Origin of the sequence: Kitasatospora sp. NPDC059327 (genome assembly GCF_042752535.1) — a bacterium.
Taxonomy (GTDB): Bacteria; Actinomycetota; Actinomycetes; order Streptomycetales; family Streptomycetaceae; genus Kitasatospora.
In genome coordinates, this window is the sequence record NZ_JBHYYB010000022.1 from 72659 (window position 1) to 84191 (window position 11533).

The window sequence follows — 11533 nt, forward strand, 5'->3', positions numbered from 1 at the left end:
GCGGGCAGCGGCAGTGCGGATCTCGGGCATGCCGCGGACCATGCACGCCGACCGTGGCTAACGTCGCGCCCTGCGAGGTTGCCTGGGACCAGGCCGTGAGCTGTCGGGCTCCGGCCCTCACATGCTCTCGGTCAGGATGTGCAGCAAGAACCACACCGAGAAGCCACACCACCCCACCGTGAACAGGGCCCGGCCTGGCTTCGTCCGGACGTGGAGCCAGGCGCGGGTCCGTTCGGACAGCGTGTCTCCCAGCTTCCGGCTGCACAGCGCGTACGCCTCGACTACGGCGCCTACGCCCAACACCAGCGCCCAGATCAGATCAGCGGTCGTCATCGTTGTCTCCTTCGTCAGTGAGTAGCGACTCGGCTTGGTAGTGGAGCCGGCAACGGCAGTTGCGGATCAGGGCAGGCGGAGCGATCGGGTCGCCCGGGTAGCGCAGGGGGTAGCCGTGGACGGAGAACGGCTCCAGCACCGGCAGGGTCTGCCCGTCCAGATCCTGGTGCGCCGGCCGCACCCGCTCGTCACCTCTGCTGATCCACGTGCGTGTGACGCGCGCCCCGCACGCGGCTGCGGATGCCTCGGCAGCGCCGTTGACGGCCGCGGCCGCGATGCTGTGCGCCGTACCATCGACGACCGCCCGGACACGTTCGGCGAAGTACCTGCGGACGTGGCCGACCAGTTGCTCCAACGTCAGGTCGGGATGATCGTCCTGGACCACGGTGATGCTGTCCGCGACGTCGGCTAGGAACGCCCGTACGGCGGCTGCTCCGAGAGTCACCGCGTCCAGAGTGGCGGCGTGCAGGCCGCTGGCCGCCGGCGCGAGCACCGTCGGGCTGGCGGCCGGACCGACGAGAGCGGCCACGCAACCCGCAGCAGTGGACTGCACGGCCGAGGCGACGAGCGGCTCCAGAACTGCGACGCTCTCCTCCACCCACCGTTCCGGCACCACAACCTTCGCCGGATCGATCGGTGCATCACCGGCCCGAGTGTCGACCTCGTACGGACCGGGTTGCCAGTACCTGGTGCGGCTGCGCATCTTGGGGGATCGCAGGCGGGCCGCGATCACCTCGGCCTGGCGAGCGAGGAGCGCGTCCAGCGCGGCAGCCGCGCCGGCCCGAAGTCGCTCCGTCTCCGCCGCCGACGCTTCCCAGCCCGGCACCGGCTCGGGGCTGACCGGTAGAGCCTTCGTCTCTCGACCGGCCGCAACCGCGGCGGCAGCCGACCCCGAGGGCGTGATCGGGGCGGTCGTGCGCGCCTGATCGACAGCCCGTGCTGCCGCAGCTCGGCCCCGCACGTCGCCGGTCCTGTCCCGGGTCTCCGCCACGGCGGCGGCCGCCGCCCCAGGCGTCGATGTGCGTGCTGCCTCCCGGGAGGCAGCGACACCTGCCGCGGCCGCGCCCGGAGCGCCAGCAGGATCGGTGGGGCCGCGGGCCGCCTCGACCGCGTTCGCTGCAGGTCCGGCTTGCCGGCTCGGCGGTTGGCCGTTCGTCTGGGCACCGGCGAGACCTGGGGGACCGCCTGCCAGGTCTTGCCCCTGGCCACCCCCCAACCCGAGCTCGGCAGCGTCCTCTGCCCGACCCGGCACGGGCGCCTTCTGCGGGCTGAACCAGAGGGCCCTTGTCTGGGCGTTGTCGATCGGGTCCCGCCCGGCCGCCTCTCGGTACTCGTCCGCAGAGATCAGGCCGGCCGTCCACTCCTCACGAAGAACCCGCAGCCGCTCCCGACGAGGAAGGTCCAGAACCTCGACGTCCGAGGTATCGATCAACGGCCGCCATCCCTCATCGACGTCGAGATCGGGAAGGAACGCCGACGCGACCAGATCCAGGTGAGGAAGCTCGGTGATCGTCCAGAACGTGAACTCGTCCTGTTCGGCGTTGGCATACGTCTTGCCAGCTGTGTTGCCGAACATGGCCTCGCTCACCCCGAACGCAGCCAGGATCTCGTCCTTACTGATGCCCGACAGGTCCTTGTAGGCCATGTCACGTGGCTTGGACGAGGTGTCGATGTAGTTGATCCCGCCGGGCCCGGTGCCGATGAGGGCGATCTGGCCGGCGTTGTCGACGCCCGGAGCGAAGCGAGCCTCGATTCGGTCCAGCTGGCGTTCCGACGAGCCCTTGAGGTCGACACCGACGATCCCGCCAGGCCGGCCGTCGCGCCGCAGGAAGTTGACGTTGTACAGCCGGGCCAGATGGTCCAGGTCGACGCTGATGCCTGCAGCCTCAAGCGGCGTGATCCCCGAGAACGGGTCCGTCGGATGAGGCTCACGTACCCACCGAATGCGCTCCGGGTCGAGCTCCCGCAGGCGCCCGCTCCTCGTCGTGAACTCGAAGTGGCTGATGTAGTCGCCGCTCGGGTCCGGCACCGGCCGTACCCGCTCCGGCGGCAGCAGATCGAGACGGGTGATCGTGCCCAACCTGCTCTTCGTCACCTCGACGAAAGCCCCACGCTTCGACAGCAGCACCTGGGAGCTCAGCCGCTTGCGGAAGTTCCGGCCCGACTCCAGCGGGTTGGCCTTGCCGTTCAACACGCGGTACAGCGGATGGTCGGACAGGAACTCCGTGTACTGCCCGGGCTTCTCCCCGCGACCGATCGTGAACGGGCGCCGAGCCTGGTGACCAGCGATCGTCTCGATGCTCTTGAACACCCAGACACCCTGCTCGTACCCCTCCGAGACAACCCGCTCCATGTCCCAGCCGTCAGCCCGACCCTCCGTGCCGTACTCCGCAGTGATCCCCGGCAACGACGCCCAGGACCCGTTCCACCCGCTCTTCGACTCCACCCCAGCCGGCACGGGACGGGCGACCAGACGCCGCAGCCCCGGTGCGAAACGCCGCCCCATCAGGCGTCCTCACTGGCCAGCCACAGACCCGTCGCGACGATCAACGCCGAGATCACAGCCGCCCCACACAGCGGGTGCACGACGAACGCCACGGCCGTCAAGGACATGGTGCCCACGACGACCAGGAGCAGCCCGACGAGCTCGCGCTGCGGGAGCGCCGGCTGAGACTGCACGGGCTGAGGAGGCTGCGAGGCCGGAGGAGTCGTCACCCGGCGGACCGTAGGCACCGCACGCGCTTGCGTCGCGCCCTCACACCATCCGCTGGACGTACGCCTCGACACCCCGCCGGCTGTACGAGCGTCCGGACACCAGCTGCGCACCAGCCGGAGCAACCGGCGCAGGCAGACGCTTCGCCCGCACCCGCTGATCCCCACCGATCAGATGCCGGTTGTCGACTACCGCCGCGCACTCCTCGTCGGCAACATCCTCGTACGGCCGCCGGCACCCCTTGCAGTACACCTCCAAAGCCGTCACCCGCTGCTGAGCCTTGGCCAGGAAGCTGCCGCGATAATCGGCGTACCGGGCCACATCAGCGGCCACCGGAAGCTCGGCAGCCACCACCCACTGGTGGTCAGCCGGCTTCGACTTCTTCGTGGAGTCGGACGTGCTCACAGAGTTCCCCTCGCTCGTCGGTCAAGAAGCGCTGGCTCCACTCCAGCCCTCTCATACATGGGTACGGCAGGGACTTGGAATCTGTTACACCGGCTCTGTCGGACGGCAAGAGCAGCGGCAAACGGCCAGCGCCATCGAGCAACACCGATGGGTTGGCGGACCCCCCACAAAGCACTGGAGGGGCCCCTTTGGGGCCCCTCCAGTGCGTCACCGGTTCGCTGCGAACCGAGGTAGCAGTACGGTCTCTGGTGACTTGAGCTCCCTGCTCGTTGCGGGTCGCAGGCCCATCACGTCGAGCATCTGGTCAAGCGTCGCGGTGGCGGTGTGCCGCGGGTCCCAGAAGCAGACCGGTTCCTGCGCGTCGTATGCCTCGGGAACGATCGTCGCGCTCTTCAGGATCGGCAACAGCATCTCCGCGAACTCCTTCTCGCCGGCCTGCTGACGGTTCATGTAGAACTTGCCCTGGCTCTCGTGGGACTTACCTTCGTTCATAGCCACCCACGTGGCGACGCCAGTGGCCTTGAAGAAGTTGTACCGTTCCCGAACCTCATCGATCCGGCGGATCATCGCCCGGACTCCGCGGAACTCCTTCGTGCCGGGCTTGGTGCAGATGAACAGGTTCGTGGCAGCGAGGATCACCGAGATCGACAAGCGCGCCAGCGATGCGGGAGTGTCGATCCAGATGACGTCAAACTCGTCCTCATCGATCTGAGTGCCAAGTACTTCCTGCAGCCAAAAGACGGCAGTCTCCGACCCCGCAAGCTCAGTGTCAGCCTGCGACATCTTCTCGCTGCCCCGCACGATGTACATGTTCTCGATGACCTCGAAGGGCTCGATCGAGTTGCCCTTCTCGTCCGTCTTTCCATCGGGCGCCACGCGAGTGCGGGCCGGAACGATGGCCTCAGCCAGAGTCGCGCGACCCAGCATGACGTCGTGCACCGTCTTGACGGCGTCCGGCAGCTCGTCACCATCCCAACCGGACCAGTACGACGCATCAGACTGCAGGTCCACGTCGATCAGGAGCACCCGGTATCCCCTGCGAGCAGCCTGCACACACAGGTTGTAGCCAATGCTGGTCTTGCCGACGGATCCCGCCCTGTTGGTCGCCGCGAACACAGGGGGCAGGTGGGGCGCATACGCAGGTCGGTGGGTTCGAAACGGTGCAAGGAGCTTGCTGGACACAGGTCGTCTCCGAGGAGCCAGCTGACGGGGTTAGACGCCAGAAGTGGGTGTAGGCAGGTGAGCGCGCTCAAAGGCATTGGGCTCGTAGCCCGCTTCGTCTCGCAGATACGTCAGGTAGCCAAGGACACGACGGTCAGCCTTTCGGCGAGCGTCGGATGCCCAGATCTCATCTTCCGCAAGAGCTGCGGCATACCCGAACTGCGCCTTGAGTGTAGGGCTTCCAGCAACCAGGACATGCTCCCGGTAGGCCTGCGCATCGGCGAACGAGGTCGCAAGCTCGGCACCAGCCACGACCATCCACTTGTGCGCAATCCCGAGACCTCGCTTGCCGATCATGTCCAGAGCCGCAATGGCGGTGCGAAGCGCCGTCGGACTGGGCGGATCAGTGAGAGGGAACTCCTTGATCAAGATTGCGCACTTCTCGCCCCGAGCCTGCGCCGCGACAGCGCGGGCGCGTGCCTCTTCGACTGCGGCGGTCTCACGTTGAGCAGGAACTTCGGGGGCGGGGGTGTCGGCGTTGGGCTGCTCGTCGGTTCGCGGCGAACCGCCGGCTTCGGGGGCGGGGGTGTCGGCGTTGGGCTGCTCGTCGGTTCGCGGCGAACCGCCGGCTTCGGGGGCGGGGCCTTCCGGATCGAGTAGAACCTTGGCGATCGCTTCTTCGAGGCTTGATACCTCCTTGAAGAGAAACGCTACATGTGCTCGCCACACCAGATCTGCGGTATGCAGGTCCTTCATCAGAAGGTAGGCCTGTTCGGCTGACAGGCGCTTCTGAAGCACAGCCTTCTTCAAGCCAGGGTGATCAGCAAGCGGGAGGATGGCTAGCATCTTGACGACGAACGACTTGCTACGTCCAGAGGCATCCGCGATCTTCTGGCGGCTGTAGCCCTTCTCCGCAAGACGCAGAAAGCCGAGCGCCTCCTGGAAGGGAGTCAGGTCGTTCCGACTGATGTTCTCGCCGAGGAAGATCTCCGTGAGCTTGTCGACGTACTGGTTCTGAACATCGACGCGAAGCTCCTCAAGGCCAGCATCGCCCGCGCAGTCGTAACGGCAGTGGCCCGCGACGATGACGTACTTGTGCTCGTCATCGAACCCATCCTTGTGCTCCGGGAACTCGTCGAGGTAGACGGCTAGATCGACGACCACGAGAGCCTGGATCAGGCCATTCTCTCGGAGGTTCGTGACTAGCTTCTGCCGAGCCTCCTCAGTTTCAAAGAGGTCGTCACCGCGTAGGTTCTGCGGGCACGGGGCGATCTGCGCCCGCGGCACAGGAACACCAGGTCCATCTGGTGTCGGCAAGGGAACGAGCGGTCGCTCCACAAGGATCGGGGTGTCCTTGGTGTTCGCCGATCCGCCTGCCCCGTTTCGCGGCATTATGTGCCTCCTATGCGCTATGTGCTTGCCTTCGGGTGGAACACTAGCGGTTCGTCGCGAACCGGTGGAGCAGTAGGGCGGCATCTGCTTCTCTACGGTGAGGAGTCAGTCGGTCGGCCCTGCCTTCCCCGCGAACCGCCCCACCAGGCACGACGTGCATACTTACTGGACTATCAGCAGGACGTAGAGGTGATGACGCGGTGAAACTGGCTGAAGCGCTTGCGCAGCGCGCGGCCGCGGTGCGGCAGGTGGAGCAGTTGCGGGCGCGCGTCGTCGGTAGCGCCCGCTACCAGGAGGGCGAGGAGCCGGCCGAGAACGCGGCCGAGGTCCTGGCGCAGGCCGCAGAGGTGCTGGACGAGCTGGAGCGGCTGATCCGTCAGATCAACCGGACCAACTCCACCGCGCGCATCGAGGGCGGCGGCACTCTCACCGACGCCCTCGCCCGCCGGGACGTCCTGCGGCTGCGCCACTCGGTGACCACCGCGGCCGCCGACGCCGCCTCCGGACGGGACCAGCGCGGAGCCGTACGGCAGTTGCGCTCCGAGCTCAGGATCCTCTCCGCCCTGCCGGTCGCCGAGCTCCGCGCCCAGGCGGACGCCCTGGCCAAGGAGATCCGCGAGGTGGACACCCTGATCCAGCGCACCAACTGGGAGATCGACCTGATCGAGGACTGATCCCACGAGCCGGGTGTGGGAAGCAGGTAGTCGTCAAGGAGGCGTGCACACACCGCGGCCGGCGGTCTATCCGGCCCTTGGCGCGTGAAGAGCAACGCAGGGGTTCGATTCCCCACCGAACAATGCAGCTCAGCATCGCGTACAGGTGACAGAGCACAGCACACAGCTCACCACCATGTGCAGATCCGGACGACGAGGGCGGGAACGGGGCGCCCCACACCCGGTGCGAGGGCCGTGCTGAGTGCACGGCCCTCGCACCCACTCCACCCCAGAGCCCCTCAAGAAGCGCCAGATGGAGCCGTCGTGGCACCCTCCCAGCGGACGGTTCTCCAGAGCGCCGACCTGACCGGTCAATCCTTGGTGACACAAACCGTGCCGTGGTCAAAGTTCATTGGCACACGGTGAAGGTCCGGTGTCACAGGACATCAGCGGAGGGGTCGGCGGACGTGGCGGCCTGGCGCGCCTGCCTGGCGACGGCCCATGCGTTCTCGCCCGCAACCTTGATCTTGCGGAAGTAGCGCTTCATCGCGTGGGACCCCTTTGCCCAGTCGCCGAGTTCGGCGATGGTGTCCTCGGGCACCTTGGACTCGTACAGCTCGGTCGCGCCGCCGGCCCGCAGGCCGTGGGCGGTCACGCTGCCCGCGGTCCTCGCGTTGAGCAGCGCGTTGTAGCCCAGCTCCGCGCGCTGGGTCTCGGTGAGGTGAGCGACCCGGGCGAACGCCTTCTTGGCGAGGGCCTTGACGTACTTGTTGATCGACTCGCCGGAGAGGAAGGAGAGCTCGGTCCAGTCCTCGGCGGTGAGCTCCTGGTCGGTCTTCGGGGTGCCGTCCGGATGGGTGGGTCGGGTCTGCGGGGTGAGTCGGACCCCGAGCCGGCCGGCGCGGTTGAGCGCGCGGAACAGCGCCTGGTCCTCGGGTTGACGGATGATGCGGCCGTACTCCAGCCAGGCCCGCACCCGGCGGACCGGGCAGATGTGCGGGGCGTCGTCCCGGGCCGGGATCCATGCCTCGAACACGCTGCCGTCCTTGTGGGTCTTGCGGTCGACCAGCCGGACGTCGATGCCGTCGCGGTGCAGGGTGACGTGGGTGACGATCAGCTGGGCGAGCTCGATCCGCCGGGACAGCAGGTGGAAGCCCAGGCAGCAGATGGCGGCGTCGCGCAGGTCGGCCGGCCGGCCGCGCTCGTCGCAGATCGCGACCATCTCCTCCAGGTCGATCTCGCGGATAGCGGGGCTCTGCTTGTCGGTGTGGGTGCGGTTCCACTTCGTTCGGTAGGCCGCGAGGATCGCGGTGGCTTGTCGGGTGCCGGGCCGGGTGTTTCCCGGGGTCGTCTCCTCCTGCCAGGTGACGACCGCGCTCTTGTAGGCGGTGATGGTGTCGGGGTCGAGCTTGCGGTGGATTAGGTCGCCCACGTACTCGAACAGCGTCGCGGTGGTGCAGGGCAGCGCGACGCGACCCTGCTGCTCGCACCAGAGCTGGAACAAATTGCGCTGGTTGTCCCGGTTGCGGCTGGTGTTGGCTGGCCGGGCCTCCTCAAGGAGTCGGGCGGTGCGTTCGGATACCACGTAGTCAGCCGCGGTGTACTGCGGCGCCACGAACGGGGCGGGCAACGGCCGCCCGGCGACCAGCACGGTGTCCCGTGTGAAGCCCGAGACGTCCAGCCCGAGCGGCCGGTCCGGGACGGCCGGGACCGGGACGCCGGCCGGATCGACCAGTTCCCCATCCCAGACCTCGACGTCGGTGCTCATCCCGTCTCGGCCTCGCCAGCAGGGTGCCACTGGCGAGTTCCGGCATCCGGACTATCCGGGTGCCCGGACCAGTTCCCGGCCAACCGGTGAAGGGTGTTCAGCGGACTAGTGGCCCCGACGATGTCGCCTCCGCCGACCGCGCCGTCGACCCGCCCGAGCGCGTACGCACCCTGCACCAGCGCGGTGACCAGCTCGGCCGGGACGTCGATGCCGGCCGCGGCCGCCGTCTCCAGCAGCCGGGCCCGCGCGAAGCCGAACAGCGCGTCGGCGTGCTCCTTCACCTGCTCAGGGGTGCGCGTCACCGGGACATCCGCGCCGGGGCGAGGAGGCGGTGGCGGACTCCGCCGCGGGGGCCGAACTCCACCACCGCGTACGGCTCGTCGGTGACGGTGAGCTCGGCGCCGGGCTCACCGTCCACCTCGTACAGGTAGATCCGGGACTCCGTGTTGCCGTAGAACTGGGCGTCGTCCTCGGTGCTGCCGTCGGCCCGGTTCACTCGGCAGCGGGACGTGCTCAGGTTCTTGGGTGAGAGCCGGTCGAGCAGCGCCTGCTCCGCGCTGGTGGGGCTGGGCCACCATTCGAGCGGGTTGGTGACCGGCGACTCCGTGTCGCGGTCGAGCGGCCACCATCGGCCCCAGACGCGTCGTCCGTTCATCGTGAACTCCTCTGGAAGGGGGGCGTGGTGGTGCGAGGGCGGCCGACGGCGGCCATCGCGTCGGGGGGTAGCCCGTGGCGCAGCAGCGGGTACATCGTCTCCGGGCGCTCCAGTACGCCGCTCCCGAAGGCCGGGTGGGGCCGCGGTGAGGACGTGGCCAGGGGTATCCCAAGGTAGGCGGTGCCGCCCAGCTCGCTCCAGGTCGGGTCGAGCGCGTGGCCGTCGGGAGTGGAGCACCAGGCGTGCGCGGTGGGCACCGGGCTGTCGGCCGGCAGGGCGAGGCCCTCTGTGTAGATGAGTGGGGGGTGGGCTCGTTCGGTGCGCGCGGCGTTGGCGAAGCACTGGCGTTCCGGCAGTGGCGCCATCCCGATCGGGAGTGGGGCCGGGGTGAACCAGCGGCCGTGGGCGAGCAGCAGCGCGGGCACCGACCGGTGCGCCCAGTCGGCGGTTTCCGGCCCGTAGTTCAGCTTCTCGATCTCCGTGAGGGTGTGCAGGTAGTCCAGCAGGACCTGCTCGGCCGGGGTGTTCTGCGCGGTCACCGTCACTGGTCAGCCCCGCGCGTGATGTCTTCCTGCCCATTGAGCTCCATGGTGACGGTGGTCTTCTTCGGGCTCTGGTCGGGGACGATCGGGAGCGAGGTGCCGGCCTCGGTACGCAGTGCGTCGATCTCCTGGCCGTAGCGGCGCAGCTCGGCGGCCGGCCGCTCGGTGGCCTGCCCCGCGAGTTCGGCGCAGGCGTCGGCGACCCGTTGCTCGGCGGCTGTCAGGGCGTCGACCTCCTCGTGGTCCGGCGTCGCACTCATGCGGCGGCCTGCCGTCGCCGGATCTGGGCCTCGGCGCGGTCCTCGGGATCGTCGTACATGCTGGTCTCCTTGACGGGAGTGCGAGAGGAGAGGGGGAACGCTCAGGTAGTGGGGGCGGCGTGGGCCTCGATCGCCTCGGCCAGGGCGCGCAGCTCGGCCCGGATGGACCGCTCGCGGGTCAGCCAGGTGGTGCGCAATTCGGCCGCCTCGGGTGTCTGCTGCGCCGGGAGGGGGCCGTCCTCGGTCGGCCAGAGCGGCGGCAGCAGTAGCCGGTACGCCTGGTCCAGATAGTCTCGGGCCGCCGGCGGCAGCTCGCCGCGGTACTGCCGGGCGTGGTCGATCACGGCCGCGAGATCGTTGAAGGTCTCCGTCGCCGGGACCAGCACCAGGCAGCGCGGGTCGGCGCACCGCAGCTGGGCGTGGATGGTTAGGTAGCTGCGGCCGCGGCCGCGGCCGTTGTCGGTGACGGTGACCGGCGGCTCGGGGTCGTCACGGCGCCAGGGGTGCTCGCCGGCCAGCTCCTCGCGGGCCTCCATGACCAGCGCTTCTTCACTGAACTCGGGCCTGCTGGCGGCGAGTTCGGCACGGAGGCCGGTCTCGTAGTCGTGGGTGACCTCGGTCGGGCCGGTGTCGGTGGCCTGGGCGGTGTGCGGGGTGATCAGCTCGACCAGGGCGCGCAGCCGGTCCGCTCCCGGCGCGGCGGTGGACACCTTCGCGGCTCGCTCGGCGGCGGCGGCCGCGGTCAGGCAGCGCGGGTCGGCGCAGAGCAGTTCGGCGGAGGCGGTGACGAATCCCCGGTCGTCGGTGCTGGTGCTGAGGGTGACCGCGCCGCTGCCGTCGCCGGCTCCGCCGCAGGGTGCGCCGCCGGCCAGGTGGCGCAGCGCGTCGTCGAGTAGGCCGTCCAGGCCGCCGCGTACCTCGACCAGCTCGGCGCTGACGCCGAGCCGGCCGGTGTGCCGGGTGGTGGTGGGCGGTGCGGTGTCGGTCGCGGGTGCCACGTGCTGCTCCTGCCGGGGGCGTGTCAAGTATGGTGCGGGGCGCGGGTGTTCGTGGGTCAGTCTTCCACGGGGCCGGACCGGTCCGGCGCATCCTCCGGGGGCCGCGCGGCGCCCGGCCGCTGGTCCAGCAGGTCGGTGAGGTCCGGCTGTTCGGGGTGCTCGGGGTGGCCGGCCCACAGCAGCGCGGTCTGGCTGAACAGCTGCCGGGCCGCGGTGAGCCGCTCGGCGGGTCCGCGGTCGGCGTGGGCGAGGATCTGGTCGAGCTGGAAGCCGAGCCGCGCGAAGTACTTGCGCCCCTCGGCCGGCCGCGTCGGGTCGGCGACCCGCTCGGCGATGCGGGCCCGGACGAAGGCGTCCAGGCCGGCCAGCTCGGCCCGCGGCGGCTCGGCGGCCGGCTCTGGTGGGGTCACGGGGCTCTCCTGCCGAAAACGGGTGTTCTGAGGGAGGGCCTCCCACAGAAGGAGCTTCTGATATTGGAGATTATACGAGGCTAATGGCCTTAGCCAGCGACACAAGCACCCGGACGGGTGTAGGGGATGGTGCGCGGCCGGGCCGGCCGCGCCCCCACCCCCGGGGGAGCGCGTGGGCCGCTCCCCCGTCCCGGGGGCGTATAAAAAAAAGACGCAGCCCACGCACGCCCAAGTGTATATAAC

The 11533-nt window shown here is 69.1% G+C and carries 14 protein-coding genes; 1 reads left to right on the forward strand and 13 read right to left on the reverse strand.

Annotation, left to right across the window (positions count from 1 at the left end; all coding sequences use genetic code 11):
• Positions 1 to 117 precede the first annotated feature (117 nt).
• From ACFXHB_RS16040 to ACFXHB_RS16065, 6 genes are all read right to left on the reverse strand, one after another.
• Positions 118 to 333 carry a hypothetical protein gene (locus ACFXHB_RS16040; protein ID WP_380574807.1) on the reverse strand — a complete coding sequence of 72 codons (216 nt, stop codon included), beginning with the start codon at positions 331 to 333 and terminating at the stop codon, positions 118 to 120.
• On the reverse strand, positions 320 to 2644 hold the full coding sequence (locus ACFXHB_RS16045) for a phage portal protein (RefSeq protein WP_380574808.1): 2325 nt from the start codon (positions 2642 to 2644) through the stop codon (positions 320 to 322). Before ACFXHB_RS16045 ends, ACFXHB_RS16040 begins: the two co-directional genes overlap by 14 nt.
• A 194-nt stretch (positions 2645 to 2838) precedes the next feature.
• Positions 2839 to 3012, reverse strand: a complete 174-nt coding sequence (locus ACFXHB_RS16050; protein WP_380574809.1) for a hypothetical protein — start codon at positions 3010 to 3012, stop codon at positions 2839 to 2841.
• 76 nt (positions 3013 to 3088) lie between these two features.
• A complete protein-coding gene (locus ACFXHB_RS16055) occupies positions 3089 to 3451 on the reverse strand; it encodes a hypothetical protein (RefSeq protein ID WP_380574810.1) in 363 nt (120 codons plus the stop codon).
• 207 nt (positions 3452 to 3658) lie between these two features.
• Entirely contained in the window at positions 3659 to 4633 is a 975-nt protein-coding gene (locus ACFXHB_RS16060; protein WP_380574811.1) for a ParA family protein, read from the reverse strand.
• A gap of 30 nt (positions 4634 to 4663) precedes the next feature.
• Positions 4664 to 5899 (reverse strand): hypothetical protein, encoded by a 1236-nt coding sequence (locus ACFXHB_RS16065; protein WP_380574812.1) that lies wholly within the window; start codon positions 5897 to 5899, stop codon positions 4664 to 4666.
• A gap of 305 nt (positions 5900 to 6204) precedes the next feature.
• On the opposite strand from ACFXHB_RS16065, the gene ACFXHB_RS16070 reads away from it, so the two are divergent.
• On the forward strand, positions 6205 to 6678 hold the full coding sequence (locus tag ACFXHB_RS16070; RefSeq protein ID WP_380574814.1) for a DIP1984 family protein: 474 nt from the start codon (positions 6205 to 6207) through the stop codon (positions 6676 to 6678).
• Positions 6679 to 7093: 415 nt separating this feature from the next.
• Here the strand turns inward: ACFXHB_RS16070 and ACFXHB_RS16075 are convergent, their stop codons facing one another.
• The 7 genes from ACFXHB_RS16075 to ACFXHB_RS16105 form a co-directional block, all read right to left on the reverse strand.
• On the reverse strand, positions 7094 to 8425 hold the full coding sequence (locus tag ACFXHB_RS16075) for a hypothetical protein (protein WP_380574815.1): 1332 nt from the start codon (positions 8423 to 8425) through the stop codon (positions 7094 to 7096).
• Positions 8422 to 8727: a hypothetical protein gene (locus ACFXHB_RS16080; protein WP_380574816.1), complete on the reverse strand. Its 306-nt coding sequence runs from the start codon at positions 8725 to 8727 to the stop codon at positions 8422 to 8424. Before ACFXHB_RS16080 ends, ACFXHB_RS16075 begins: the two co-directional genes overlap by 4 nt.
• The gene (locus ACFXHB_RS16085; protein WP_380574817.1) at positions 8724 to 9080 is read right to left on the reverse strand and encodes a hypothetical protein; all 357 of its coding nucleotides are present in this window, start codon (positions 9078 to 9080) and stop codon (positions 8724 to 8726) included. Before ACFXHB_RS16085 ends, ACFXHB_RS16080 begins: the two co-directional genes overlap by 4 nt.
• Complete coding sequence (locus ACFXHB_RS16090) at positions 9077 to 9619, reverse strand: hypothetical protein (RefSeq protein WP_380574819.1); 543 nt, start codon at positions 9617 to 9619, stop codon at positions 9077 to 9079. Before ACFXHB_RS16090 ends, ACFXHB_RS16085 begins: the two co-directional genes overlap by 4 nt.
• A 2-nt stretch (positions 9620 to 9621) precedes the next feature.
• On the reverse strand, positions 9622 to 9882 hold the full coding sequence (locus ACFXHB_RS16095; RefSeq protein WP_380574820.1) for a hypothetical protein: 261 nt from the start codon (positions 9880 to 9882) through the stop codon (positions 9622 to 9624).
• A 101-nt stretch (positions 9883 to 9983) separates the two neighbouring features.
• On the reverse strand, positions 9984 to 10880 hold the full coding sequence (locus ACFXHB_RS16100; protein ID WP_380574821.1) for a hypothetical protein: 897 nt from the start codon (positions 10878 to 10880) through the stop codon (positions 9984 to 9986).
• 56 nt (positions 10881 to 10936) lie between these two features.
• Positions 10937 to 11290 (reverse strand): hypothetical protein, encoded by a 354-nt coding sequence (locus ACFXHB_RS16105; protein WP_380574823.1) that lies wholly within the window; start codon positions 11288 to 11290, stop codon positions 10937 to 10939.
• Between the last annotated feature and the right edge of the window lie 243 nt (positions 11291 to 11533).

Coding starts and splice junctions, on each gene's coding strand:
- ACFXHB_RS16085 (WP_380574817.1), bottom strand. CDS start 9,080: ATGAACGGACGACGCGTCTGGGGCCGATGGTGGCCGCTCGACCGCGAC.
- ACFXHB_RS16075 (WP_380574815.1), bottom strand. CDS start 8,425: ATGAGCACCGACGTCGAGGTCTGGGATGGGGAACTGGTCGATCCGGCC.
- ACFXHB_RS16095 (WP_380574820.1), bottom strand. CDS start 9,882: ATGAGTGCGACGCCGGACCACGAGGAGGTCGACGCCCTGACAGCCGCC.
- ACFXHB_RS16040 (WP_380574807.1), bottom strand. CDS start 333: ATGACGACCGCTGATCTGATCTGGGCGCTGGTGTTGGGCGTAGGCGCC.